Annotated in this window: 23 protein-coding genes; 10 read left to right on the top strand and 13 right to left on the bottom strand. The window is 70.1% G+C overall.

Annotated features, from left to right (window positions below):
* Window positions 1-74: 74 nt before the first annotated feature.
* Window positions 75-578 (top strand): SRPBCC family protein, encoded by a 504-nt coding sequence (locus tag ACFVXC_RS30225; protein WP_389911445.1) that lies wholly within the window; start codon window positions 75-77, stop codon window positions 576-578.
* Here ACFVXC_RS30225 and ACFVXC_RS30220 read toward each other — a convergent pair.
* Together ACFVXC_RS30220 and ACFVXC_RS30215 are read right to left on the bottom strand one after the other, a co-directional pair.
* A complete protein-coding gene (locus ACFVXC_RS30220; protein WP_389911443.1) occupies window positions 550-2115 on the bottom strand; it encodes a purine-cytosine permease family protein in 1566 nt (521 codons plus the stop codon). The genes ACFVXC_RS30225 and ACFVXC_RS30220 overlap by 29 nt on opposite strands.
* Before the next feature lie 160 nt (window positions 2116-2275).
* Window positions 2276-3748, bottom strand: a complete 1473-nt coding sequence (locus ACFVXC_RS30215; protein ID WP_389911440.1) for a UDP-N-acetylmuramoyl-L-alanyl-D-glutamate--2,6-diaminopimelate ligase — start codon at window positions 3746-3748, stop codon at window positions 2276-2278.
* 405 nt (window positions 3749-4153) lie between these two features.
* Between ACFVXC_RS30215 and ACFVXC_RS30210 the strand changes: the two genes are divergently transcribed.
* From ACFVXC_RS30210 to ACFVXC_RS30200, 3 genes are all read left to right on the top strand, one after another.
* The gene (locus ACFVXC_RS30210; protein WP_389911438.1) at window positions 4154-4921 is read left to right on the top strand and encodes an aminoglycoside adenylyltransferase family protein; all 768 of its coding nucleotides are present in this window, start codon (window positions 4154-4156) and stop codon (window positions 4919-4921) included.
* Window positions 4922-5178: 257 nt separating this feature from the next.
* On the top strand, window positions 5179-5925 hold the full coding sequence (locus ACFVXC_RS30205) for a chitinase (RefSeq protein ID WP_389911435.1): 747 nt from the start codon (window positions 5179-5181) through the stop codon (window positions 5923-5925).
* A 183-nt stretch (window positions 5926-6108) separates the two neighbouring features.
* The gene (locus ACFVXC_RS30200) at window positions 6109-7335 is read left to right on the top strand and encodes a cytochrome P450 (RefSeq protein ID WP_389911433.1); all 1227 of its coding nucleotides are present in this window, start codon (window positions 6109-6111) and stop codon (window positions 7333-7335) included.
* Between the two features lie 42 nt (window positions 7336-7377).
* Here ACFVXC_RS30200 and ACFVXC_RS30195 read toward each other — a convergent pair whose 3' ends face one another.
* From ACFVXC_RS30195 to ACFVXC_RS30175, 5 genes are all read right to left on the bottom strand, one after another.
* Entirely contained in the window at window positions 7378-8661 is a 1284-nt protein-coding gene (locus tag ACFVXC_RS30195) for a cytochrome P450 (RefSeq protein ID WP_389911430.1), read from the bottom strand.
* Window positions 8658-9272, bottom strand: coding sequence for an ATP/GTP-binding protein (locus tag ACFVXC_RS30190; RefSeq protein ID WP_389911428.1), 615 nt, complete (start codon window positions 9270-9272; stop codon window positions 8658-8660). Before ACFVXC_RS30190 ends, ACFVXC_RS30195 begins: the two co-directional genes overlap by 4 nt.
* Window positions 9253-9615, bottom strand: a complete 363-nt coding sequence (locus ACFVXC_RS30185) for a DUF742 domain-containing protein (RefSeq protein ID WP_389911425.1) — start codon at window positions 9613-9615, stop codon at window positions 9253-9255. The genes ACFVXC_RS30190 and ACFVXC_RS30185 overlap by 20 nt, the downstream gene beginning before the upstream one ends.
* A complete protein-coding gene (locus tag ACFVXC_RS30180) occupies window positions 9612-10031 on the bottom strand; it encodes a roadblock/LC7 domain-containing protein (protein ID WP_389911422.1) in 420 nt (139 codons plus the stop codon). The genes ACFVXC_RS30185 and ACFVXC_RS30180 overlap by 4 nt, the downstream gene beginning before the upstream one ends.
* Window positions 10032-10145: 114 nt before the next feature.
* The gene (locus ACFVXC_RS30175; protein ID WP_389911419.1) at window positions 10146-11978 is read right to left on the bottom strand and encodes a sensor histidine kinase; all 1833 of its coding nucleotides are present in this window, start codon (window positions 11976-11978) and stop codon (window positions 10146-10148) included.
* A gap of 415 nt (window positions 11979-12393) precedes the next feature.
* Here ACFVXC_RS30175 and ACFVXC_RS30170 point away from each other — a divergent pair, with 415 nt between their 5' ends.
* Window positions 12394-12777 (top strand): VOC family protein, encoded by a 384-nt coding sequence (locus ACFVXC_RS30170; RefSeq protein WP_389911416.1) that lies wholly within the window; start codon window positions 12394-12396, stop codon window positions 12775-12777.
* A gap of 100 nt (window positions 12778-12877) precedes the next feature.
* Here the strand turns inward: ACFVXC_RS30170 and ACFVXC_RS30165 are convergent, their stop codons facing one another.
* From ACFVXC_RS30165 to ACFVXC_RS30155, 3 genes are all read right to left on the bottom strand, one after another.
* On the bottom strand, window positions 12878-13126 hold the full coding sequence (locus ACFVXC_RS30165) for a hypothetical protein (protein ID WP_389911413.1): 249 nt from the start codon (window positions 13124-13126) through the stop codon (window positions 12878-12880).
* 106 nt (window positions 13127-13232) lie between these two features.
* The gene (locus tag ACFVXC_RS30160; protein ID WP_389911410.1) at window positions 13233-14477 is read right to left on the bottom strand and encodes an MFS transporter; all 1245 of its coding nucleotides are present in this window, start codon (window positions 14475-14477) and stop codon (window positions 13233-13235) included.
* Complete coding sequence (locus ACFVXC_RS30155) at window positions 14474-15010, bottom strand: GNAT family N-acetyltransferase (RefSeq protein ID WP_389911408.1); 537 nt, start codon at window positions 15008-15010, stop codon at window positions 14474-14476. Before ACFVXC_RS30155 ends, ACFVXC_RS30160 begins: the two co-directional genes overlap by 4 nt.
* A gap of 26 nt (window positions 15011-15036) precedes the next feature.
* Here ACFVXC_RS30155 and ACFVXC_RS30150 point away from each other — a divergent pair, with 26 nt between their 5' ends.
* The 4 genes from ACFVXC_RS30150 to ACFVXC_RS30135 all read left to right on the top strand — a co-directional run bounded on the left by ACFVXC_RS30150 (window position 15037) and on the right by ACFVXC_RS30135 (window position 21062).
* Window positions 15037-15591: a CGNR zinc finger domain-containing protein gene (locus ACFVXC_RS30150; RefSeq protein WP_389911405.1), complete on the top strand. Its 555-nt coding sequence runs from the start codon at window positions 15037-15039 to the stop codon at window positions 15589-15591.
* A gap of 126 nt (window positions 15592-15717) precedes the next feature.
* Window positions 15718-17301 (top strand): phosphodiester glycosidase family protein, encoded by a 1584-nt coding sequence (locus tag ACFVXC_RS30145; RefSeq protein WP_389911403.1) that lies wholly within the window; start codon window positions 15718-15720, stop codon window positions 17299-17301.
* A gap of 142 nt (window positions 17302-17443) precedes the next feature.
* A complete protein-coding gene (locus ACFVXC_RS30140) occupies window positions 17444-19663 on the top strand; it encodes an NADP-dependent isocitrate dehydrogenase (protein ID WP_389911400.1) in 2220 nt (739 codons plus the stop codon).
* Between the two features lie 208 nt (window positions 19664-19871).
* Window positions 19872-21062 carry an acyl-CoA dehydrogenase family protein gene (locus ACFVXC_RS30135; protein WP_389911397.1) on the top strand — a complete coding sequence of 397 codons (1191 nt, stop codon included), beginning with the start codon at window positions 19872-19874 and terminating at the stop codon, window positions 21060-21062.
* An 18-nt stretch (window positions 21063-21080) separates the two neighbouring features.
* On the opposite strand, the gene ACFVXC_RS30130 is transcribed toward ACFVXC_RS30135, so the two are convergent.
* Window positions 21081-21542, bottom strand: a complete 462-nt coding sequence (locus ACFVXC_RS30130) for an ATP-binding protein (protein ID WP_389911394.1) — start codon at window positions 21540-21542, stop codon at window positions 21081-21083.
* A gap of 160 nt (window positions 21543-21702) precedes the next feature.
* On the opposite strand from ACFVXC_RS30130, the gene ACFVXC_RS30125 reads away from it, so the two are divergent.
* Window positions 21703-22020 (top strand): STAS domain-containing protein, encoded by a 318-nt coding sequence (locus ACFVXC_RS30125; RefSeq protein ID WP_389911392.1) that lies wholly within the window; start codon window positions 21703-21705, stop codon window positions 22018-22020.
* A gap of 38 nt (window positions 22021-22058) precedes the next feature.
* Here ACFVXC_RS30125 and ACFVXC_RS30120 read toward each other — a convergent pair whose 3' ends face one another.
* Both ACFVXC_RS30120 and ACFVXC_RS30115 read right to left on the bottom strand, forming a co-directional pair.
* The gene (locus ACFVXC_RS30120; RefSeq protein WP_389911389.1) at window positions 22059-23669 is read right to left on the bottom strand and encodes a SpoIIE family protein phosphatase; all 1611 of its coding nucleotides are present in this window, start codon (window positions 23667-23669) and stop codon (window positions 22059-22061) included.
* Window positions 23666-25042 (bottom strand): sensor histidine kinase, encoded by a 1377-nt coding sequence (locus tag ACFVXC_RS30115; RefSeq protein ID WP_389911619.1) that lies wholly within the window; start codon window positions 25040-25042, stop codon window positions 23666-23668. The genes ACFVXC_RS30120 and ACFVXC_RS30115 overlap by 4 nt, the downstream gene beginning before the upstream one ends.
* Between the last annotated feature and the right edge of the window lie 60 nt (window positions 25043-25102).

The following is a 25102-nucleotide window of genomic DNA, read 5'->3' as shown; positions in this document are numbered from 1 at the left end:
CGCAACGGGGGGAGGCGGGGGCTGACATTCATGCTACTGATGAGTAAGGTCGCGGGTCGAGGATCGGAGTTGTCATGACCCGCACGTTCACAGTGTCCCGAAGCATTCTGGTCGAGGCGTCGCCGCAGTCGGTGTACGAGCAGGTCAGCCAGCCCGCTCTGATGGGGCGCTGGAGTCCCGAGAACCTCGGGGCGACCGTGCCCGGAGACCAAGCGCCCGCCGGTGTCGGCCTGGTCTTCGAGGGGCACAACAAGCGCGGCCCGTTCCGCTGGACCACGCGCTGCACGGTGACCGAGGCCGATCCGGGCAAGCGCTTCGCCTTCCGGGTTCACGCGATCGGGCTGAAGCGCCCCCGGCTGCGGGCCCCGATCGCCACCTGGGAGTACCGGTTCCAGGACAGTGACGGTGCGACCAAGGTGACCGAGACCTGGACGGACGACAGGCGCTCGTGGCCGACCTTCGTGGCCAACGTCTTCGACCGCCTCGCCACGGGGGGTAAGACCTTCGCGGTCTTCCAGGTCGGCAACATCGACAGGACCCTGAAGAACCTCAAGCGGGAGTTCGAGACGGCGCGTTGACCGCGTCGCCGTTCGGCGGCCCCGTGATCGGAGCGATCGGTGTATCGGCCGCCCGTACCCAGCGTGGCCCCTTTGGCCCGTACACCGCGCGCGGCTCCGGGAAGGCCGCGAGCAGGGCGAGGTAGACGACCGCCGCGACGGCCGCTCCCAGCGGGAGGCTGATGTCGGTGCCGTTCGCGAGGTCGCCGAGCGGCCCGACGAACTGTCCGGGAATGTTGGTGAGAAGCACGCCGGTCACCGCGCCGGTCCACCAGGCCGCCATGCCGCGCCAGTTCCAGCCGCGGGCGAACCAGTACCGCCCGCCGTGCTGCCGGCGCGTGAAGACCTGCAGCGCCTCGGGGTCGTACCAGCCGCGCCGGGTGACGTAGCCGAGCATCATGACGATCATCCACGGCACCGTGCAGGTGATGATCATCGTGGCGAAGGTGGAGATCGCCTGGACCAGGTTGAAGCCGAATCGGCCCACGAAGATGAACGTGATGGACAGGACGCCGATCAGGACGGTGGCCTGGACACGGCCGAGCCGCGGGAAGACCGAGGAGAAGTCGAGGCCGGTGCCGTACAGCGCGGTGGTCCCGGTCGACATGCCGCCGATCAGGGCGATCAGGCAGACCGGCAGGAAGTACCAGCCGGGCGCGATCGCGAGCAGACCGCCGACGAAGTTGGGGGCGGCGGGGTCCATGTACTTGGGTGCCCGCTCGGCGATGATCGCCGCGGTCGCCAGGCCGAAGCCGAACGGAAGGACCGTGGCGAGCTGCGAGAGGAAGGCCGCTCCCATCACCTTGCCGCGAGGCGTCTCGGCGGGGATGTAGCGGGCCCAGTCGCCCAGGAAGGCGCCGAAGGAGACCGGGTTGGAGAGGACGATCAGCGCGGCGCCGATGAAGGACGGCCAGAACAGGTCCTGGGTGGCCTGGTCGGCGCCCGAAGTGAAGATCCCGGCGTACGAGGGATCGAAGTCCCCCGCGAAGGCGACGAGGCCGAGGACGAACAGCAGGGTCGCCGCCACGACAGCGATCTTGTTGACGAGCAGCATGAAGCGGAATCCGTAGACGCACACGGCAAGGACGAGCGCGGCGAACACGGCGTACGCGCAGCCGTAGGCCACATCACTCTCCGGCACGCCCAGGAGCCGGTGCGCCCCGCCGATGAGCGCGTCTCCCGAGCTCCACACCGACAGGGAGAAGAACGCCACGGCGGTGAGCAGGGAGAGGAAGGAGCCGACGATCCTGCCGTGCACGCCCAGGTGCGCCGACGACGAGACGGCGTTGTTCGTGCCGTTGCGCGGGCCGAACACCGCCATCGGGGCGAGGAGCAGGGAGCCGATGAGCAGTCCGAGGAGCATCGCCGCGAGCCCCTGCCAGAAGGAGAGGCCGAAGAGGATCGGGAACGCGCCGAGCACGCAGGTGGCGAACGTGTTGGCGCCGCCGAACGCGAGCCGGAACAGGTCGAGCGGCCCGGCCGAGCGGTCCGCGTCCGGGATGCGTTCGACTCCGTGCGTCTCGACCTCGGTGACGGACGGCGATGACTCCTTGGGCACAGGCAACTCCCTGGGGGGACGGCACCACGACGTGCGAGGTGCCGTGGCGTAACGAATGGCAGGGACCGTAAACGCCGTGCGCCCTACCGCGCCAGTGCCCGATTCGCACTGCGCGCGCTGATGTGATGGATGAATCGCACATTCGCTGCCGTAAATATCCTTACAGCGCGTCGAGTTCGCGGATCACCGTCATGTCGTCGAAGGCGATGAACTGATCACCGACGATCTGGTGCGGCTCGCTGCCCTTGCCCGCGACGAGCACGATGTCGCCCCGCCGCGCGGCGGACAGCGCGTGCGAGATCGCGGCACGGCGGTCGGCCACCCGGTGGAAGGGCGTACCGGTGGACGTCAGACCGGGAACGATCTGGTCCAGGATGATCTCGGGGTCTTCGTTGCGCGGGTTGTCCGAGGTGAGGACGCACAGATCGGAGTGGCGGCCGGCGATCTCGCCCATCAGAGGGCGCTTGGTGATGTCCCGGTCGCCGCCGCAGCCGAAGACCGTGATCAGTGACCCGGTCACGAAGCCGCGGATCGTGGCGAGGACCTTCTCCAGCGAGTCCGGCGAGTGCGCGTAGTCGACGACCACGCAGACACCCCGCGCCGTGGTGAAGCGTTCGAGCCGGCCCGGCGTGGGTGGCATCCGGTCCAGTGCCTCGACGAGGGCCGGCAGCTCATGCCCGAGCAGATGGCAGGCCGCGAGGGTGGCCAGCGCGTTGGACACCGAGAAGCGGCCCGGTATCGGGATCGCGGCAGGGTACTTGCGGCCGTCGTGGTGGAGCGTGAAGCGGGTGCCCGAGGCGTCCACGACCAGGTCGCTCGCCCGGTAGTCGGCCGGTGTGTCCAGGCCGTACGTGGTCACCGCGCCCGGCATCAGGGCCTGGATCTCGGCGCTGACGGGGTCGTCGGCGTTGACCACCGCGCGGTCGCAGAGCCCTTGGAAGAGGCGCAGCTTGGCGTTCTTGTAGTGCTCCATGGTCCCGTGGTCGTCCAGGTGGTCCTGGGTGAGATTGGTGAAGACACCGATGGCGACCGGCACATGGTCCAGACGGCGCTCCAGCAGACCCATCGACGTGGCTTCGAGCACCACGCTGCTCGTGCCCCGGTCACGCATGTGGCTGAGAAGGTAGTGCAGATCCGGTGACTCGGGGGTGCTCAGCACCGACCGTGGCATCGGTATCCGCTCCGTGCCGATCCGGCTTCCCGAGGTGCCGATCACCCCCACCTTCGCGCCCTCGGCCATCCTGAGCACCGACTCGACCATGTACGAGACGGACGTCTTGCCGTTCGTGCCCGTGATCGCCAGGACGTCCATCGCCCGGCCGGGGTCGCCGTAGTACCGGGAGGCGACGAGTGAGGCGGCGGCCCGTGCGTCGGTGACCCGCACCACGCATACCCGCCCGGTGGGCGCCGTGGCCGGTGGCATGCCCTCCTCGGCGAGGACCGCCACGGCTCCCCGTTCCAGTGCCCGGTCGATGCCGCCGGGCCCGCCCTCCTCATGGCCGGGGACGGCGACGTACAGCGATCCGGGCGTCACTTGCCCGGCATCGAAGGTCATTCCCGCGGTGACCGGGACTCCCGGGTCACCGTGCAGAACGTGGTGGTCGTGCCCGTCGAGCAGTGCGCTGAGCTTCACAAAAGTCCCCTCGAAGGCGGTTCACGCACACCGCGCACGCCCGGCCTGAGAGGCGAGGGCGACGACGTGCCGGAATCCGCGGTGTACGCGTAAGGCGAGCGGGGCCCCACAGGGGGGATATCTGCGTGCGGGCCGAAGGGCCAAGACGGCCGAGGAACGCTACCCGTGCGCCGCACGACTGGTCGCAGAGGACCGGATCCGGGTCGTGGAGGGCTGAACACAGGTGGTCGGGCGGAGCAGGAACCTGCCCGACACCGCTTCAGTGTACGTCCGCGAAGGATCACGGCAGACGTGTCGGAAACTCGCTGGCCGCGCGGCGCGTGCCGTTCCTAGGATCAGGTCCGGTTCGTCCGTGGCTGCCGCACCCCCTTGCCGCATGAGGGACGTACGAGGGAAAGGACCTCGGTGACTCAGACCGCCGACACCGTTCACCTGGTGCGGGAGACGCTCGGCGCGGACGTCGTCGGCATCTACCTGTACGGCTCCGCCTCGCTGGGCGGTTTGCGGCCGTACAGCGACATCGACGTGTTCGCCGTGGTGGAACGGCCTGTGACGGCCGGGCGGCGGAGGCGGCTCGTCGAGGGGCTGCTCGACCTCTCCGCCTGGCCGCCCCGGGGAGACGGGGTGCGCCCCGTCGAGCTGACGATCGTCGTCCGGCACGAGGTCGTGCCCTGGACCTACCCGCCGCGCTGTGAGTTCCAGTACGGGGAGTGGCTGCGGCAGGAGTACGAGCGGGGGCAGTCGCCGTCGCCGGTGCCGAGCCCCGATCTCGCCCCTTTGATCACCATGGTGCTGCTCGCGGACACACCGCTGGCCGGGCCGCCACCGGGGGAGGTCCTTGTTCCCGTACCCCCGCGGGACCTCGCGCGCGCGATCGTCGCCGGGGTGCCGGATCTCCGGGCGGAGCTCGCGTCGGACACGCGCAACGTCGTCCTGACGCTGGCCCGGATCTGGATGACTCTGGCGACCGGGGCCATGACGTCCAAGGACGCGGCGGCCGACTGGGCCCTGGCCCGGCTCCCGGCGGTCCACCGGCCCGTGCTCGCCCACGCGCGCGCCGTGTACGTCGCGGGGGAGGAGGAACGCTGGGGAGAACTGCGGCCCTTGGTTGGTCCGTATGTCGCGTATGTCGTCGGCGCGATCGAGGTCCTGGGCGGGGAGAGTACGGCCTGACGCGGTTCTGGGCGGGATCGAACACAGCCTGAGGGGCCCGGCGACCCCTCTCAACTGCCCTTATGTGACGACCTCTTGACGTGAAGGCGTCACTCGGTATGGTCTAGTCCAACGGCGGAAGGCGTTCCGGAAAGCCGTAGCTCCGGCGTGCCGGTGCGCTCCCTGACCGCGCATCCCCCACCGCACCCCCCCCACCGCACCCCCCACCACCCGGCGGTCGGTCGCGCACGCGCCGGCGGCCCAAGGAGTGATCCCCCATGCGTCCTCGTGTACTCGCCGCGCTGACCGCGACCGCCTCCGTCGCCGCCCTCACCCTCCTGACCCTCGCGCCCAACGCCTCCGCCGAGAAGGCGCCGAAGGCAGAGCCGGGGAAGCGGGCGGCGGCGGAATTCGTCGTCAGTGAGGCTCAGTTCAACCAGATGTTCCCGAACCGGAACTCCTTCTACACCTACAGCGGGTTGAAGGATGCGCTCAGCGCCTATCCCGAATTCACCGGGACCGGCAGCGACACCGTACGCAAGCAGGAGGCGGCGGCCTTCCTGGCGAACGTGAGTCACGAGACGGGCGGCCTGGTCCACGTCGTCGAGCAGAACACCGCGAACTACCCGCACTACTGCGACAGTTCCCAGCCGTACGGCTGCCCGGCGGGCAACGACAAGTACTACGGACGCGGCCCGATCCAGCTCAGCTGGAACTTCAACTACAAGGCGGCGGGCGACGCCCTGAAGATCGACCTCCTGAACAACCCCGACCTCGTCCAGAACGATGCGGCCGTGGCGTGGAAGACCGGCCTCTGGTACTGGAACACGCAGAACGGTCCGGGAACGATGACGCCGCACAACGCGATGGTCAACAGCGCGGGATTCGGCGAGACGATCCGCAGCATCAACGGCAGTCTGGAATGCGACGGGAAGAACCCTGAGCAGGTGCAGAGCCGGATCAACAACTACACCCAGTTCACCGGGATCCTCGGCGTCGCCACGGGAGACAAGCTCAGCTGCTGAGGCCACCCCGGCGACCAGGTGTCGCTGCTCCCCCTCGCCCCGCCGTCTTCGACACGGCGGGGCGAGGGGTGATTTTCAGCCAACATTAGTGCAGCGCTCAACGATCCGGTGGGAGGGGCTGGTTGGCTCAGGAGGCGATCAATAGCCTGGTGAGCGTTGTTTGATTTCTGCCCTAGGAGCTCAATGTCCACCGCGCAGCAGGTCCCCGACATCCTCTCGCCCGAGTTCGCCAAGGACCCGTACCCCGCGTATCAGCTGATGCGGGAGAACGCGCCGCTCTTCTGGCACGAGCCGACCCAGAGCTGGATCGTCTCGCGGTACGAGGACGTCGAGCGCGTGTTCAAGGACAAGAGCTCGCAGTTCACCACCGACAACTACGACTGGCAGATCGAGCCCGTCCACGGCAAGACGATCCTCCAGCTCAGCGGCCGGGAGCACTCCGTTCGCCGCGCTCTCGTCGCACCGGCGTTCCGCGGCAGCGACCTCCAGGAGAAATTCCTGCCGGTCATCGAGCGCAACTCCCGTGAACTCATCGACACCTTCCGGCACACCGGCAGCGTGGACCTGGTCGAGGGCTACGCCACCCGCTTCCCCGTCAACGTGATCGCCGACATGCTCGGCCTCGACAAGTCCGATCACGCGCGCTTCCACGGCTGGTACACCACCGTCATCGCCTTCCTCGGCAACCTGGCGGGCGACGCCGAGGTCGCGGCGGCCGGCGAACGCACCCGGGTGGAGTTCGCCGACTACATGATCCCGATCATCCGGCAGCGCCGCGACAACCTCGGAGACGACCTGCTCTCCACGTTGTGCGCCGCCGAGGTGGACGGCGTACGGATGAGTGACGAGGACATCAAGGCCTTCTGCAGCCTGTTGCTCGCCGCGGGCGGCGAGACCACCGACAAGGCGATCGCCAGCATATTCGCCAACCTCCTGACGCACCCCGAGCAGCTCGAAGCCGTCCGGCAGGACCGCACCCTGATAGCCCGCGCCTTCGCCGAGACCCTGCGCCACACACCGCCGGTCCACATGATCATGCGGCAGTCGGCGACCGACGTGGAGGTCAGCGGTGGCACCATCCCCGCCGGTGCCACCGTCACCTGCCTGATCGGCTCGGCCAACCGCGACGAGAAGCGCTACCGCGAGCCGGACCGCTTCGACATCTTCCGGGACGACCTGACCACGACGACCGCGTTCTCCGCCGCCGCCGACCATCTCTCCTTCGCCCTCGGCCGGCACTTCTGCGTCGGTGCCCTCCTTGCCAAGGCCGAGGTGGAGATCGGCGTCGACCAGCTCCTCGACGCGATGCCCGACGTTCGGCTCGCCGACGGCTTCGACCCCGTCGAGCAGGGCGTGTTCACCCGCGGACCGCAGTCACTGCCGGTGCGGTTCACTCCCGTCACCGCCTGAAGCCACCGGGGCGCCGCCCGAAGGCGGCGCCCCGGCTCCTGTTCAGTGAGCCACCGGCGTGAACTGCACCGGGAGCGACGTCAGACCGCGCATCCAGATGGACGGGCGCCAGGTCAGCTCGTGCGGCTCCACCGCGAGGACGAGGTCGGGCAGTCGCTCCAGGAGCGTCTCGACCGCGGTCCTCGCGATGACGTCGGCGAGCAGCGGAGCCGGGTAGGGGCAGCGGTGCTCGCCGTGGCTGAAGGAGAGGTGCGCGGAGTTCTCCGGGCCGACATGCGACTCCGGCCAGATCTGCGGGTCGGTGTTGGCCGCGGCGAGGCCGAGCACCAGACAGTCGCCCGCCCGGATCTGCCGCCCGCCGAGCTGGGTGTCGCGCACCGCCCAGCGGCCGATGAAGTTCTGGGTCGGGGTGTCGAGCCACAACACCTCGTTGAGCGCCTCGCCCACACTCAGCCGCCCACCGGACACGTTCAGCGCGAACCGCTCGTCGGTCAGCATCAACCGCAGCGTGTTGCAGATCCAGTTGGCCGTCGGCTGCTGCGCCGCGGCGATGACGGAGATCAGGTCCTGGACGATCTCCTCGTCGGTGAGGCCCGCCGCATGCCGCAGCATCCGCGAGGTGATGTCGGCGCCCGGCCTCTCCCGCTTCTCCTTGACCAGGAGCTGGATGCGCTCCCCGACGCGCGTGTACGCCGCCACGGGGTCGTCGCCCTCGTGCGCGTCGAGCGAGATCCGCAGATCCTCCACGAGCCGCTGCGTGTCCGTGCCCTCGTGCGGCATGCCGCACATCTGCACCGCGGCCCGCATGGGCAGCGCGTGCGCGAACGCGCTCATCAGCTCCGCCTGGCCGCTGCCGGCGAACGAGGCGATGAGCCGGTCGGCGATCCGCGCGCTGTCCCGGGCGAGTTCGAACTGGTCGACCCCCTCCAGGGCCTCAGTGATCACCCCGGCCCGCCGCTGGTGCTCCTCGCCCTCGGTGAACAGGACCGACGGCTGGTAGCCGACGAAGGGGAGCAGCGGCCAGTCGGCGGGAATGTTCTCCCACTGGTTCCAGCGGCGTGAGTCACGGGCGAACAGCTCGTCGTGTCCCGTCACATAGCTGACCTCGGAGTAGCCGAGCACCAGCCAGGCGGGCACGTCCCCGTCGAGGAGCACCGGCGCGACAGGGCCGTGCTCCCTGCGCAGGCTGCGGTAGAGCTGCGAGGGCGTCTGCTGGTACTCAAGACCGCCCAGGCGCACCGAGCCCGCGTTCCCGCTCCCGCCCGCGTGGGCGGGGCATCCCGGCGGAGCGCTCTGCTCGAAAGGGGATCCGGTCGGCTCGGTCACGGTGTCATCTCCTGGGCCATGGCCAGCGCGTACAGGTGGTCCACGAGGGTGATCAGGACGTCCTTGCCCGACGACCTCACCCGTGCGTCGCAGTCGATCAGGGGCACATGGCCGGGCAGCGCGAGGGCCTGGCGGATCTCATCGAGCGAGTGGGCGGCGCCGTCGTCGTCGAACCGGTTGACGGCCACCACGAACGGCGTCTTGTGGTGCTCAAGACGGTCGATGGCGTACCAGGAGTCGTCCATCCGCCGCGTGTCGACCAGGACGACCGCGCCGAGCGTGCCGGAGAAGAGCCGGTCCCACAGGAACCAGAAGCGCTCCTGCCCCGGCGCGCCGAACAGATAGAGCACCACACGCTCGTTGAGGCTGATCCGGCCGAAGTCGAACGCCACCGTCGTCGTGGTCTTGGCGGCCACGTCGGACGTCTCGTCGACGCCTATGCCGGCCTGCGTCATCACCTCTTCGGTGTTCAGCGGCCGGATCTCGCTGACCGACCGGACCAGCGTGGTCTTGCCGACCCCGAAGCCACCGACGACGACTATCTTCAGGCCGGTCTCGGCAGTATCGGACAGGGGTGTACGGGAGGGCAGCTCAGATGTTGCGGAGCCCATGGAGCACCTCCTTGAGAAGGGCGGAATCGGGGATCGAGGCGGCCGAAGAGGCCGCGCGGGGATGGCGGGCGGTGATCCGGCTCATGGCGAGCAGGTCACCCAGCAGGATCCGCACCACCGTGATCGGCAGCTTCATCTCCGCGGCGATCTCCACCACGGCCGTCGGATGCCGGCAGATTTCGAGGATCCGTACGTGCTCCGACTGCATCCCCGCGGTGGGCTCGCACTCGCTCACCACCAGAGTGACCAGATCGAACGAATCGTCGTCGGCGCGGCTGCGGCCACCGGTGACCGTGTAGAGGCGGTCGGGGTCACCGATGTCCACCGGCTTGCGCGGCGTCACGAGGAGCCGCTTGTCTCGGTCTGACCACGCGGTTCGGCGCGCAGGTGCTCGCCGATCTGCTCGACGAGTTCGGTCATCTGATGGCCCACCACACCGGGGTCCGCGCCGTCTTCCGCCACGACCGCCAGGTGCGCCCCTTGGCCGGCTTCGACGATGAAGAGCAGTCCGCCGTGGAATTCGGTCATGGAGTGCCGGACGCCGCCGGTTCCGTCACCGAACTCCATGGAGGCACCTTGGGCCAGTGCCTGGATGCCGGAGCAGATCGCCGCCAGCTGGTCAGCCTGGTCGAGCGTCAGATGCTCGCTCCAGCACAGCTTCAGGCCGTCCCGCGAGAGCACCAAGGCGTGCCGCGTACCGGGGGTGCGCTTCAGGAGGCTCTGCAGGAGCCAGGTCAGGCTGTTGTCAGTGGTCTGCATGGTAGGTGGGGCGAGATGCGCCGGGTCTCCGGTCACCTGCCCGTCCCTCCAATCTCACGATCTCGAGCGGGGAAGGGGGCGCCAGAGCCCGGGCGCCATGCGGGAGGCTTCGGTCTACTCGGCGGGCGGCGGCCCGGAATCGGCGGGGAAATCGGGTTCCGCGGGGGAGCCGGGCACGTCGCCCGATGCCCGCCGCGCACGGTGGAAGGCACCGAAGCGGGAACCGGCGTCACGCGGCGGCAGCCCCGCCTCGCCGGAGAGCGTCCCGGCCCCCGCCGATGTGGCGGCATCCGAAGCCGCCCTGCGCTGCTGCCGCTCACGCTCCGCCTCGGCCATGGTGCGGCCCGGGGCGCGCACGGGCAGGCCGTTGGTCGTGGCGGCGGGGTTGGCGTGCGCCTGGCGGGGGACGGCGTCCATACCGGCCGCGGGCGGCAGGGGAGCCGCGGGTGGCAGCGGGGCGGCGGGCGGCTCCGGAGCGGCGGGGAACTCCGGGGCGGGCTGGGCAGCCGGGGTCTCAGTGGCCACCGGTGCGGGCGCTTCCGGGGCCGCCGGGGGCGTCGGCTCGACGCTCCGGGGGGCGAACTGCTGCGGTGCGGGGTCGCGCTGCTGGGCCAGGAGCTGAATGGGCAGGAGCACCACGACACCCGTGCCGCCGCGCGACGACGGACGGAAGTTGATGCTCATGCCGTACTTGGCGGCCAGACGCCCGACCACGGCGAGGCCGAGGCGGGTGCCCTGCAGCGAGGCCAGGTCCGTCATCTGTCCGGAGACCGACTCCTCCGCGCGGCGCATCGCCGCGTCGGCCATCTTCAGGCCGCTGTCCTCGATCGTCACGACGATCCCGGCGCTGCGCTCCTCGACATAGACGTGCACCTCGTCGATGGGCGGTGAGAAGTTCGCCGCGTTGTCCATGAGCTCGGCGAGCACGTGCATGACGCCTTCCGCCGCGAACCCGGCGATCGCCACGGTCGTCGAGCAGTGCAGCCGTACACGCTGGTACGCGGAGATCCGGCCCACCGCACCCCGCAGGATGCTCTCCATGACGATCGGTTTGTTCCAGGCGCGGCTGGAGCGGCCGCCCATCAGCAGGGCCAGACGGTCGGTCATGAGACCCAGCTGGGAGGTGCTGTGGTCAAGGCGGAGCAGGTCGCCGAAGACCTCGACGCCGTGCCGCTCCTGCATGTCCCGCAGGTCGGCCAGCATGCCCACGGACTTGGCCTGCACCCGGCTCAGCGCCTTGGCGGAGGCGGCCTGCGCGGCCGCGGCGCGCCGCTCGCTGTAGGCGATCTCCCGTACGAACGACTCGGCGGGCAGCCGCAGCAGGGGATTGCGCGGCCAGTCAAGGCCGGCGAGGACCGTGTCCGCGGACGAGCCCTCGCGCAGCCGCTCGATCGCGGTGGGCAGCGTCACCGTCGTCAGCTGCTCCAACTCCGCGGCGGCCTGAGCCATTTGACCCTGGGCCTGATCGCGTCCGGACTCGGCGGATGCGGCGTGCCGTACCGTTTCTTCCACCACGGACGCGAACACGTGAACCACCTGGCGCAGTTGCGGGTCCGACGGCGGCGCCGTCTGCGCCAGGGTCTCGGCCGCGCCGGACCCGTCGCGCAGCCGCTTCACGACGGTCGGCAGCGTGACGTTCACCAGATGCGCGGACTCGGCGCCCTGGCGGGCCAACTGGGCCTTGAGGGCACCGGCCTCGGCGTGGTCCGCGGCGGCGCTCGCGCGTACCCGCCTGACGAGCAGCGAACCGGTCACGAGGGCGATCGCCAGACAGAGCCAGCCGGTCACGACCGAAGCCACGGTCCAGAGGCGGGCGTTGTCCGGTGCCATGACACCGGCGGCCGTGCCGGCCGCGGCGGTCACCACGAGGACGATCAGGGGTGCGGCCGACGCGCGCTGCCGCGCCTTCGCTATTCGGTGCGGGCTGGGAGGAGCAGGCACGGGCATTCAGCGGTTCCTCGGTCCTTTGAGTGCAGGTAAGCAACGAGCCGACCGACTACGCGTCGGCCGCAGGCCCGGCGGAAACACCAAAGAGGACGGCGATCTTCCGGACCACGCTTCGCGCCATGCTAGTCATCCCGCGAGGCGCGGAGGACAGGGAACCGGAATAGTCCCCTCATGAGAGGACTCCGTCGCGTTCTCGCCCCTCGAACATGACTCCGTGGTAGTGGAGTTCGACCCTACGACCATGATCATACGGCGGATCAGACGGTCGCCGGCCTGTTGGTGACCTGTCAGTTCCTACCAGAGGCGGGCCGTCGCCGGTTGAGGCGGGCAGGGCGGGGCACCCGGACAGCCGCCGGGTGGTCGGCCCAGACGCCCACCCTCCATGGCCGACGGCAGCGGACAGATGAGGAACCCCATGGCTGTAAAGAAGACCACCGTTCTCGTTCTGGACTGTGCGCAGCCCGAGGAGCTCGCGGAGTTCTACGCGGGGTTGCTCGGAGGCACGGCGGGCCTGAGCAGCGATCCCGACTACGTCGAGGTCTCCGACGGGCAGGGCATCCGCCTGGCGGTCCACCGGGACTACGGATACGCGCCTCCGAGCTGGCCCAAGCCGGAGGACTCGCAGCAGGCGCACCTGAGGATCCTGGTGGCCCGCGGCGACATGGACGAGGCGGAGCGCGAGGCCGTAGGCCTGGGCGCCCGGCCCGTGGACGCCAAGGACAACTCAGGGCCCCGGGACACCCGGACCTACAGCGACCCGGCGGGACACTCGTTCACCCTGGCGGTGTCGGCCGACTGATCGCGGCTGATCGCCGACTGGTCGATGCCCCGCGGAGCCGCAGGCGGCCTCGCCGCCCCGGCGACTTCCGCTCAGCAGGGCTCAGCCTGCTCAGCGGGGCTCAGTCGGCGGGCTCGTCCGGCACCGGCTGGTCCTGGCGCACGCCACCCGTGTGCGGTGCGCCGCGTCGGCCGGTGCCCGCCTCGTCCGTGTCCGGTACGTCGTCGTCGGCGTCCGGGGCGTTGCCGGTGGTGGCCGATTCGTCGTCCGGCTCCCAGTGGTCCTGCTCGTCCGTCGCCTGCTGATCGGGCGGATCCCTGGGAACGGGCGTCTCGTCCTCGCCCCGGGTCTCGGGCTGTTCCTCGCTCACGGTGTTCCTCCCGTGTCTCGTCACTTCGTTCCGCGCGTACGCACGGCGGATTCCGGGCGCGGTGGCCCGGTTACCCGCCGACGTCGCGCCAACACCTCGTACGGGTTCACGGTGGACCGCGGACGTCGTCTCGGCCACACGAGCGGGCCGAGGCGGTCAGGGCGGCGGCGGTCATCGCCGCAAGCAGAGCCCAGACCGGTACGAAACTGTCGGCGAGGTCCTTGAGCAGGCCGAGCGCGGGCGGCATCACCACGATGGCGACCTGATTGACGGACATGGCCAGGCCCAGAGCGAACCCCACCCTGTCCGGCGGCGCCGATTCGGTCACGTGGGTGACCCAGGGGCCGTACCAGCCGAACCCGAAGAAGCCGAGCCAGACGAGCGTGCAGCAGGCGACCGCCGGCGAGCGGCCAAGGGGCGTCATCAGCACGGCCATGCCCACGAGCACGGCCGCCATACAGAGGACGAGTGAGCCCCGCCGCCCCGAACCGCCGCGGTCGCTCCAGGCCGCCAGGGCGATCCGGCCGACGACGCCCGCACCCTGAACCGCCACCAGGACAAGGGCCGCCGGGCCTGCTCCGAGGGACGCCGTCTCGTGCAGATACAGCACCGTCAGAATGCCCACGCCGCACTGCACCGAGATGAGACTCGTCCCGGAGAGCATGATCTGCGCCATGTACGGCTCGCGGACCATCCGCAGCCGCCCGCCGAGCCGCGACCTGAGCGAGGCACGTTCCCCGCCCTCGCGGGGAGCGGCGGTGACGGGCGGCCTCCGGTAGAAGCCCATGAAGGCGGCGGCCCCGAGGAGCGCGACGAGCCCACCGGCCACGAGCGTCGCCCGCCAGCCGAAAGCCTCCGCGACGAAAGGCAGCGCGGCCGAGGCGAGTGCGGCGCCCAGCGGCAGCCCCGCCTGGCGGACGCCCATCGCGAATCCCCGCTGGGAGGCGTCGAACCAGGCCGCCACCGACTTGCTGCCGCCGGGCTGCACGGCGCTGTATCCCGCACCGACGAGCAGCAGTACGAGAAGCAGGGACACATATCCCGGCGCCGCGCTTGCGACGAGCAGGCCCACGGCGACCGCACCTGCGCCCGCCCCGACGACCCAGCGCTCGTCGCAGCGGTCGAGCAGTTCCCCGGCCACGAGCAGCCCGACCAGGGGAACCAGCTGGGCCGCGGAGACCAGCAGACCCAACTGGGCCGTGCTCAGGTGAAGGTCGCGCTGCAGATGGATGCCGATCGCCCCGATGCCCTGCACGAAGAAGCCGGAAGCGGCCTGGGTGAAGGTGGCGATGCCGAGGACGACCCACCGGTACCGCCACGCGCTGTGCGCCGGGCTGTCGACGGCCGTCATGGGCGCCAGTACAGGGCGGGATCGGGATGGTCGACGAAGCCGAGGTCTCGATAGAGCGGATCGCCCTCGGCGGAGGCGTACAAGTCCACCCGGGCCGCCTCGCGCTCCCGGAACCAGTCGAGCAGGCCCCGCATGAGCGAGCGGCTGTGCCCGCGCCGCCGGTGCGCCGGGTCGGTGACCACGCCGATCACGAGCCCGACCCGGCCATTGCGAAGGTGCGGCCCCGGCAGCCGTTGCTCGACCGAGCCGATGGCGCACGCGGCAAGACCCTTGTCCGCGTCCACGACGAGGATCCGCATGTCCGCCGTGTCCACCTGGCCCTTGAGGACCACGGCCAGGGCGTCCTGCCAGCTGCTGTCTCCCGATCCCCTTGACTCCTCCGGCCCCTCCGGCTCCCTCGATCCTCCCGATGACGGGTTGAAGTATTCGCCGCCGAGAGTCTCGAACAGCAGCGCCCGCAGGCGTACGAGCTCCGCGATGTCGGCCTGCGTCGCCTGCCGTATGTCGGTGTGGTCACCGGTGCGTTGTGGCATGCCGGTCAGCCTGATGTAATGGTCTTATGCATCTCAACCCTTACGGCGAGGAGGTGGTGAACCTGGCCGCCGACCTCGCGAACCGGCGCCCGGAGAGCGCCGCTGAACTCGCGGACCGCTGCCGCGCCGCCGGACTCGTCCTGGAACGGCCCGTCACGCCGGAGGACCTCGACCGTGCCCAGGACGCGCTGGAGGCGTGGGAGAAGGTCGTCGACGCGGAAGGCGAGGACGAGCGCGCCGAGCTGCTCAACCGGATGCTGGCGGCATCCGCCGCCTATCCGCGCCTCACCGACCACGCGGGCTCGGGCTGGCACCTGCACTACCGCGACGACCGGCAGCCGCTGGGCGCCCTGCTGTTCCAGCTGATCTCCGTCGGCACGGCCCTGCACCTGGCGGGCCGGGGCATGCACCGGCTCCGGCGGTGCGCCGTGACCGAATGCGCCACGATCTTCGCCGACACCTCCCGCACCGGGCGGCAGCGCTACTGCTCCCAGCGGTGCGCCAACCGCGACGCGGTCCGTCGCCACCGCGCGCGCTCCACCGGCCAGGAGGAGGGCCGGGGGGAGGGGCGAGGGGGCTGAATCCGGCCCCGAACGAGGGGGCCGGACCCTGTTTTCCGGCCGGACTTCTGGTATTCACTCCTGGGATCGATCGCCGTCCGCGCGCTCGCGTTCGCTGCGGTGTACCAACGCGACCTAGGAGTTCCCGTGGCCCTCGCACGCCGTCCGTTCAGAGCCGCAGTGAAGGTGTCGGCCGTCGCCGTCGCCGCGACGGGTCTTCTCGCCCCCGGCGTCGTCGTCGACCGCTACGGCGACACCGCGGCCGCCGCGTCTCCAACCGCCGCTGTTCCCTGGCTTATCGCCGACTGGCCACGCGACCGCCTCGCCGCCGGGGCCGACTTGTACCAGGGGAGCCTCTCGGGCCGTCCCGGCAGCGATCACTGGACGGTCACGGTGCGCGCGAACGGCGCTCACCTCGCCACCGGCAAGGACGCGGATGCGCTGGCGCGGCGGGTGCGGGGCGCCGGGTTCAGCCCGCGCGTCGAGCCGGTCGCGTGGCCGCGGGGCTCCGATCGGCACGGGGTGATCGGGGTGCGGGTCCGGGTGGGGGAGTACGACGCGCAGACCGATGCCGACGCCGGGCGCAAGGCCCTGACCGCCGCCGGGTTCGACGCGGTGAGCGAGTGGACCGGCGCCGATGGCGTGCCCGGCACCGGAGTCGCCCGGGTCAAGGTGGCGATCGTCGACCCCGGGCGCTACCGCGGTGCGCTGAAGGGAACGTACGGAAAGGGCGTCGCGGGCCGTGAGACGGTGAGTGGGATGGCCGCTCGCGACGACGCCCTGCTCGGTGTCAACGCGGGCTTCTTCGTCATGGAGGGCAAGGACGGTGTGCCGGGCGCGGCGGCCGGTATCGCCGCGTACGACGGGGAACTGCAGAGCGCGGCGACCGGCGGCCGGATCGCGGCGGTGCTGCGCGGCGACGGCCTGCGTCCGCGGTTGGAGAAGCTCAGCACGGAGCTCCGGGTCCGCGCGGGCGGCGCGTCCGAGGTCGTGGACGGCGTCAACCGCGTTCCGGGCCTGGTGCGCAACTGCGGCGGTGTCGGCGGCGACGCCCCGACCCAGCGGCCGCAGCACGATGTGACCTGCACCGACGCGGACGAGATCGTGAGGTTCACCGACGAACTCGGCGCGGACACCCCGGCGGGCGACGGGGTGGAGGCGGTCCTCGACGCGAGTGGACACGTACGGGAGGTGCGTCCGCGCGGCGGCGCCGTGCCGGAGGGCGGCAGCGTCCTGGCGGGTATCGGCTCCGGTGCCTCCTGGCTGCGTACGCACGCGAAGCCGGGCGGCGCCGTGAAGGTGTCGCAGCGGATCCTGGACGAGCGCGGCCGGGAGCTGGGACTGGGCCCGCACGACGACGTCGTCAACGGCGGCCCCGAGCTGGTGCGCGGCGGCAAGGTCGCGGTGAACTACGCCGCCGACGGCATCGAGCGTGCCGGCGACCCGTCCTTCGCGTACACCTGGGGCATCAAGCGCAACCCGCGCATGCTCCTGGGCGTCGACCGGCAGGGCCGCGTGCTTCTGGTCGGCGCGGACGGCAGGCAGCCCGGATACAGCGACGGGTTCGGCCTCAGTGAAGCGGCGGAGCTGATGAAGTCGCTCGGCGCGGTGCGCGCCATGGCCCTGGACGGCGGCGGTTCCGTCACCATGGCGGTGAACGGCAAGGTGATCAACTCGCCGTCGGACGGTAGTGAGCGCGCGGTGGGCGACGCGCTGCTGCTCACGCGCTGAGGGCGCCGCTCGCACGCTCCGCTACGCAGCGTGATGGCCGCTACGGTCTGTGACGTACGGAATCGGGGCCGCTTCGTGCGACGAGGCGGTCACGAGATATCTTGATGTCGAGCAATGTTGCAGACGTGGAGCGGAGCACCCGGTGACTGACTCGACCATCATCTACACCCAGACTGACGAGGCCCCGGCCCTCGCGACGTATTCGCTCTTGCCGGTGGTCAGGGCCTACGCCTCGACGGCGGGGGTCACTGTGGAGAGCCGTGACATCTCCCTGGCGGGGCGCATCATCGCGCTCTTCCCCGAGTTCCTCGAGGAGAGCCAGCGCATCGACGACGCTCTCGCCGAGCTCGGCGAGCTGGCCAAGACGCCCGGCGCGAACATCATCAAGCTGCCGAACATCTCGGCCTCCATCCCGCAGCTGAAGGCGGCCATCGCCGAGCTCCAGTCGCAGGGCTACGCACTGCCGAACTACCCGGACGACCCGAAGACCGACGCCGAGAAGGACATCGGCGCCCGTTACGACAAGGTCAAGGGCAGCGCCGTCAACCCGGTCCTGCGCGAGGGCAACTCCGACCGCCGCGCCCCCGCCTCGGTGAAGAACTACGCCAAGGCGCACCCGCACCGCATGGGCGCCTGGACGTCCGACTCGAAGACGAACGTCGCCACCATGGGCGTCGACGACTTCCGCTCCACGGAGAAGTCCACGGTCCTCTCCGAGGACGCCACGCTGCGCATCGAGTTCACGGGCGAGGACGGCGGCACCACCGTGCTGCGCGAGTCCGTACCGGTTCTCGCGGGCGAGGTCGTCGACGCCTCCGTGCTGCGCGTCGGGCCGCTGCGTGAGTTCCTCACCGCGCAGATCGCGAAGGCCAAGGCCGACGGTGTGCTGTTCTCGGTGCACCTGAAGGCCACGATGATGAAGGTCTCCGACCCGATCATCTTCGGCCACGTCGTGCGCGCCTTCTTCCCGAAGACGTTCGCCGCGTACGGCGAGACGCTCGCCGCCGCGGGCCTGACCCCGAACGACGGTCTCGGCGGGATCCTCAACGGTCTCGACGCGCTGCCCGAGGGCGCGCAGATCAAGGCGTCCTTCGAGGCCGAGCTGGCCGAGGGCCCCGAGCTCGCGATGGTCGACTCCGACAAGGGCATCACGAACCTGCACGTGCCGTCGGACGTCATCGTCGACGCCTCCATGCCCGCGATGATCCGTACGTCCGGCCACATGTGGGGCCCGGACGGCGGGGAGCACGACACCCTCGCTGTCCTTCCCGACTCCAGCTACTCCGGCGTGTACCAGGCCGTCATCGACGACTGCCGTGCCAACGGCGCCTTCGACCCGGCGACGATGGGCTCGGTGCCCAACGTCGGCCTCATGGCGCAGAAGGCCGAGGAGTACGGCAGCCACGACAAGACCTTCGAGATCGCCGCGCCCGGTACGGTGCGCGTCCTCGACGCGGCCGGCGGCGTCGTCCTGGAGCAGACCGTCGCCACCGGCGACATCTTCCGGATGTGCCAGGCCAAGGACGCCCCGATCCGCGACTGGGTCAAGCTGGCCGTCAACCGTGCCCGCGCGACCGGCTCGCCCGCCGTGTTCTGGCTCGACGAGACCCGCGCGCACGACGCGCAGCTCATCGAGAAGGTCAAGGCGTACCTGCCCGAGCACGACACCGAGGGCCTGCAGATCGAGATCCTGTCGCCGGTGGACGCGACGGCGTTCTCCCTGGAGCGCATCCGCCGCGGCGAGGACACCATCTCGGTCACCGGCAACGTGCTGCGTGACTACCTGACGGACCTGTTCCCGATCCTCGAGCTCGGCACCAGCGCCAAGATGCTCTCCATCGTCCCGCTCATGAACGGCGGCGGCCTCTTCGAGACGGGCGCGGGCGGCTCCGCCCCCAAGCACGTCCAGCAGCTGGTCCGTGAGAACTACCTGCGCTGGGACAGCCTGGGCGAGTTCCTCGCCCTGGCCTCCAGCTTCGAGCACCTCGCGCAGACCACGAACAACGCGAGCGCGCAGGTCCTGGCCGACACCCTCGACCGCGCGACGGCGACCTTCCTGGAGAAGGACAAGTCGCCGACCCGCCGTATCGGCGGCATCGACAACCGCGGCAGCCACTTCTACCTGGCCACGTACTGGGCCCAGGAGCTGGCCAAGCAGACCGCGGACGCCGAGCTCGCCAAGGAGTTCGCCCCGCTGGCCAAGACGCTGGTCGAGCAGGAGCAGACGATCGTCGACGAACTGAACGCGGTCCAGGGCTCGCCCGCCGACATCGGCGGCTACTACCAGCCCGACCCGGCGAAGGCGGCCTCCGTGATGCGCCCGTCGGCCACGCTGAACAAGGCGCTCGACCTTCTCGGCTGAGTGGTCTCGGATTGACGCGGGTCCGCCCCGGTAGCGATGTCGGCTGCCGGGGCGGACCCGCGTCCGTTTCCGGAACCGCCCGTCCCGGGAGCACGGAGGTGGCCGCGTCACCCGCGTATGCGTCACCGCCATTCCCTATTACTGAAACGCGTTCTACTGTGTGCGCCGTCAAGCCCGAGCCCGGGCGGCCAGCGAAGCAGGAGGCGCCGTGCACCTCGAATACACGCCCGAGCAGCGGCAGTTGCGCACCGAACTGCGCACGTACTTCGCCGAGCTGGTGCCCGACAACGCGTACGCCCGGTACGCCGATCCCGCCGCGCAGAAGCGGTTCTACCGGGAGACCATCCGCAGGCTCGGCGCCGACGGCTGGCTCGGCGTCGGCTGGCCCGAGGAGTTCGGCGGGCGCGGGCTGTCGCCGATGGAGCAGTTCATCTTCTTCGACGAGGCCGCGCAGGCCGGCGTACCGTTGCCCCTGATGGCGCTGAACACCGTCGGTCCGACCCTGATGCGGTTCGGCACCGACGAGCAGAAGGCGTACTTCCTGCCGAAGATCCTCTCCGGCGAACTCGACTTCGCGATCGGCTACAGCGAGCCGGACGCGGGAACGGACCTCGCCGCGCTCAAGACGAAGGCCGTCAGGGAGGGCGACGAGGCCACCGGCCATTACACGGTCGACGGACAGAAGATCTGGACCACCAACGGCGACACCGCCGACTGGGTCTGGCTCGCCGTCCGCACCGACCCGGACGCCCCCGCCCACAAGGGCATCACCATGCTCCTCGTGCCGACGTCCGACCCCGGATACTCCTGCACCATCATCAACACCCTCGCCTCGCACGACACCACAGCGAGCTACTACGAGAACATCCGTGTCCCCGTCTCACGCCGCGTGGGCGAGGAGAACAAGGGCTGGCGGCTCATCACCAACCAGCTCAACCACGAACGCGTCACGCTCGCCGCACACGGCACCATGGCCATCCGCGCCTTCCACAACGTGCAGCGCTGGGCCGCCGACACCAAGCTCGCCGACGGCCGCCGCGTCATCGACCTGGGCTGGGTCCGCCAGCGCCTGGCCAGGACGCACACCAAACTGGACGCGATGAAGCTCCTCAACTGGCAGATGGTGAACGCCGTCCAGGAGGGCACGCTCACCCCCCAGGACGCCTCCGCCGTGAAGGTGTACGGCTCCGAGGCGCGCAGGGACGCGTACGCCTGGCTCATGGAGGTGGTCGGCTCGGCGGGCTCGCTCAAGGAGGGCTCCGCGGGCGCGGTGCTCCACGGTGAGCTGGAACGCGGCTATCGCAGCGCCGTCATCTTCACCTTCGGCGGCGGCAACAACGAGATCCAGCGCGAGATCATCTCCTGGATCGGCCTCGGGATGCCGCGCGTGCGTCGCTGACGCCCTGTCACGAGGCGATCAGGTGCTGCTCAGGTTGTCCCGCAGGGCGATGCTGACGGTGATGCTCTTGCCGCCCGGCTCCTTTCGCGCCTCGAAACGCTGGGCCACGGCCAGCACGATCTCCAGTCCGTGCTGCCCCACCCGGCCCGTGTCGGCGGCGCGGGCCCTCGGCAGGACGGGCCCGGAGTCCCGCACCGCCACCTCGACCGCCCCGGCGGTGATCCGCAGGTTCACCAGGACGGGACCGGGCGCGTACTTGAGGGAGTTGGTCACCAACTCGCTGATGACCAGCTGCGTCAGATCCGTGGCGCGCCGCGAGACCGTAAGCCCGTGATCGGTCTGCATCCGGGCGAGGAAGCCCGCCGCCAGATGCCGCGCCCGAGCGATGCACGTCCCGGTCCCGTCCAGCTCGAAGGCGAGCTCGGCTGTCTCTGCGGTCTCCGCGGCCGGTTCGTCCGGCGCCGTGCCGTCGTCACCCACGGCCCCGCCTTTCCGTACGTAATCCCCGATTGACTGGGCATCATGTGTACGTTACCGCTGGCACGACACACGAGGCTCCGAATGTGCAAGCATCGTCAGCATGGCTGAGGAACGAATGGCTAGCAGTGAACGAGCCCAGCAGACTGATCAGTTCTCAGTCGTGTCCACGCCTCTCGACGACGTCACGGTTCTGACGCTCGCCGGTGAGATCGACCTGGACACCAGTGCCCATGTACGCCAAGCGCTCGAAGCCGTCGGCGCGCACGGTACCCGCGTCGTCATCGATCTGCGACGGGTCACTTTCATCGACTCCAGCGGCATCAACGTCTTCATCGCCGGCCACCGGGCTCTCGCCGAGGTCGGCGGCCGGCTGTGTCTCGCCGCCCCCTCGGAGTCCGTGGCCCGGACCCTGGAGATCGTCGGTATCGACACCCTGATCGACATCTGTCCCACACTCGGCGAAGCCCTCGACAAGTGACCCCTCCTCCACCCCCTCCTCAGCCCGGCCCCGGCAGTTCATGATCCGCGCAGATCCGCGGCGAGCAACGCGATGTCGTCGTCCTTGCCTCTCCCGAACGTGTCCAGAAGATGGTCGCTGAGGTCCTGCAGCCCGGCCGGACCTGCCGTGGCCGCCTTCATGAAGGCGTCGAGCGTGGCGTTCAGCGACGTGTCGCGCACTTCGACCAGGCCGTCGGTGACGAGCAGCAGCCGGGTGCCCGGTGGTGTGGACAGGGCTGTCGGGGCCGGGTGAGGCGCACGCAGTCCGAGTATCGGTCCGTGCGGAGTGTGGAAGCGCGCGTGGCCCTGTGGGCTGATGACGAGCGGGGGGATGTGACCGGCGTTGGCGACCTGCAGACGCCGCGCCCCGGGCTCGACGAGGACCAGGCAGAGGGAGGCGGTCACGGTCGGTTGTGAGTGGGCCAGGAGGGTTTCGAGGCGGTTGAGCACCTGCTGCGGCGGGTGTCCTTCGATGGCGTAGGCGCGCAGCGCGTGGCGCAACTCGCCCATCACGGTGGCCGCGCCGAGCGAGTGGCCGAGCACATCTCCTATCGCCAGCAACAGGCCGTCGGCGGTAGGGATCGCCTCGTAGAAGTCGCCGCCGATCTCCGCGTTCTCGGAGGCGGGCAGATAGCGGAAGGCCAAGTCGATGCCGTCGATGGTGGGAAGGTCGCTCGGCAGGAACGAGCGTTGCAGGGCGAGGGCGAGCGTGTGTTCCTCGTTGTAGGTCCGCAGCGCTTCGAGGGCCAGCGCGCAGGCGTGGGCCAGCTGTTGCAGAAGATGCTCGTCATCCGTCCCGGCGACCGCGCCGGAGGGGACGGCGAGGCAGACAGGGGGGCGTCCGCGCTTGGTCCGCGCCACCGCCATGGCGATGTTCCCGCCGAGGTGGTCCGCGCTGAGCAGCGCCTGCCACTGTCCCCGCGAGACCTGGGCGACCGTCGCGCCGGTCCCCTCGCCCAGACTCTGCTGGAGCAGCCGGTCGAGTACATCCGGCCGCGCCGCGTACGTTCGGGTCGCGGTGGCCGGGCCGGCACTCGTGCTGTGGACCGCTTGCCCCTCGGGCGAGAGGAAGACCGCGCTGGCCGGGGACGACAGCAGACGGGCGGCGCCCCCGGTGGCCGCGGAGGCGAACGAGTGGAAGCCGATGGCGCTGTAGACGGACATGGTCGCCTGGTTGAGGGTGAGGAGTCGCTGCGCGAGTTGCTCCGCCCGGCGCCGCGCTCTGGCGTAGCGCAGCGTGGCCGTCACCGTGGCGAGCAACTCGCCGGGATCAAGGGGCTGGTTCAGGTAGGCGTCCGCGCCTCGCTGAAGCCCTTCGGCGTGATCCTCCGCGCTGATGGCCGACGCGGAGATGTGAATGACGGGCAGGGCGGCCGTGCGGGCGTTGCCCTTGATCTTCTCGCTCAGCTCGAAGCCGCTCATGTCCGGCAGCCGCACGTCCACGATGGCGATCTCCGGCACGGGGACGCCTGCCGTGGCGAGATGCCTGAGGCCCTCGCCCGCGTTCTCCGCGCCGATCACGACGTGCCCCGCACGCTCCAGCCAGCTGGTGAGGAGGTACAGGTTGGTCTCGCTGTCCTCGACGACCAGGATGGTGGCGGGAGCGGCATCCTGAGAGCTGTCTGTCACTGTGTGCCTCCGCCGGTTTCCTCGCCGCCGTTGTCCGGTCCGTGCACCGGGACGAGCACCTCCACGCGTGTGCCGACCCCGAGTGTGCTGGTGAGTTCGAGTGTGCCCCCGAGGAGTTCGGTGAGGGTGCGGGCGTAGGGCAGTCCGAGCCCTGTCCCCGCATGCCCGCTCTGATGGGGGCCTCGGATCTGGTAGAACTCCTCGAAGACGCGGCTGAGTTCCTCTGCCGGGATACCGACTCCCGTGTCGGTGATCGTGACGCGCAGCGACGGCGACGACTGGTCTTCGCCCAGGCCTATGTCCAGCCGCACCTCACCCTCGTCGGTGAACTTGCAGGCGTTGGACATGAGGTTGCGCAGGACGTGGGTCAGGAGTTTCTCGTCCGTGATCACCGTGGGGAGATCCCACAGGTCCGGGGTGAGGAGGAGGACATCCCTGCCCCCGTAGGTGCCCTCGAAAGTAGCGCTGAGCTGGGTCACGAGCAGACGCAGGTCGACCGGGGCGCGCTGGACGTCTAGCAGACCCGATTCGGCTTTGACGACGTCCAGCAGATCACTGACGAGGGACAGGACTGTCTGCCCCGACGCCTCGATCAACGTGATCTGCTGTCGTTGTTCGGGCGACACCGGCTCCGAACCGGGGTCGAGCAACAGGCGGGCCAGGGCGACGACGGAATTTATCGGTGCGCGCAGTTCGTGGCTGATGTTCGTCCAGAATCGCGTCTTCGCCTCGCTTGCCTCTCGTAGCTGCTGGGACTTCTCGTCCAGTTCCGAATGCAGGGCGAGCACACCGATGTTGGTGGCCTCAAGTTCCTTGGTGAGCTCCGAGTAGAGGGCGAGTACACCCTGGTTGGTGTCCTCGAGCTCCTTGTTGAGTCTGCGCAGTTCTTCCCGCTGGGCCCGCGTCTCCTCCAGCGTCGCGATCAGATCGCGCGTCTGGGCCCTGAGGAAGTCGGCCTCCGTGGTCGGATCTGGCTGGCCCAGGGCCTTGGCCAGGCGCGCGTCCATCTCGGTGACCGTGGAGTGGTTCACCGGCAGCGGCTGGCGGATGGTGACGCGGCCGTGTGCTCCGTGGGGCTCGTACTCGATCACGACGAGCCTGGAGACCAGTTGCAGGGTCTCGGGCGTCGGCTCGGGACCACGGTCCCATTCGAGCGTCACGACGAGAGCCGGCTGCTCGCCGGACTCGGAACGGAAGGCGACGGTGACCGCGCCGCAGTCGACGCGGTCCCGGCCCAGTTCGCTCAGCGCGGTGGCAAGGCGCACCTGGTCCTGATGTTCCAGACCGAGGGCCGCGGCGGCCCGCTGCGCGCCGCGTCTGAGCCGGAACACGTCCTGCGCCGAGGCAAGGCCGAGGGAGGCCGCGGCCCGCAGCCCGCGGCCCGCGACGGCGACTCGGGTCCCGCGGACCTGCCGGGGAGAGTCAGCAGGCAC

The sequence above is a fragment of the Streptomyces sp. NPDC058257 genome (assembly GCF_042881845.1).
Lineage (GTDB): Bacteria > Actinomycetota > Actinomycetes > Streptomycetales > Streptomycetaceae > Streptomyces.
Note: the sequence above shows the minus strand (reverse complement) of the source record. Positions and strands in the feature narration are given on the sequence as shown.

Bases quoted from the DNA above. Each gene is read 5' to 3' on its own strand.
- ACFVXC_RS30170 (WP_389911416.1), top strand. From the start codon at position 12,394: ATGGCTGTAAAGAAGACCACCGTTCTCGTTCTGGACTGTGCGCAGCCC.
- ACFVXC_RS30150 (WP_389911405.1), top strand. From the start codon at position 15,037: ATGCATCTCAACCCTTACGGCGAGGAGGTGGTGAACCTGGCCGCCGAC.
- ACFVXC_RS30175 (WP_389911419.1), bottom strand. From the start codon at position 11,978: ATGCCCGTGCCTGCTCCTCCCAGCCCGCACCGAATAGCGAAGGCGCGG.
- ACFVXC_RS30190 (WP_389911428.1), bottom strand. From the start codon at position 9,272: ATGGGCTCCGCAACATCTGAGCTGCCCTCCCGTACACCCCTGTCCGAT.
- ACFVXC_RS30160 (WP_389911410.1), bottom strand. From the start codon at position 14,477: ATGACGGCCGTCGACAGCCCGGCGCACAGCGCGTGGCGGTACCGGTGG.
- ACFVXC_RS30200 (WP_389911433.1), top strand. From the start codon at position 6,109: ATGTCCACCGCGCAGCAGGTCCCCGACATCCTCTCGCCCGAGTTCGCC.
- ACFVXC_RS30205 (WP_389911435.1), top strand. From the start codon at position 5,179: ATGCGTCCTCGTGTACTCGCCGCGCTGACCGCGACCGCCTCCGTCGCC.
- ACFVXC_RS30180 (WP_389911422.1), bottom strand. From the start codon at position 10,031: ATGCAGACCACTGACAACAGCCTGACCTGGCTCCTGCAGAGCCTCCTG.
- ACFVXC_RS30155 (WP_389911408.1), bottom strand. From the start codon at position 15,010: ATGCCACAACGCACCGGTGACCACACCGACATACGGCAGGCGACGCAG.
- ACFVXC_RS30225 (WP_389911445.1), top strand. From the start codon at position 75: ATGACCCGCACGTTCACAGTGTCCCGAAGCATTCTGGTCGAGGCGTCG.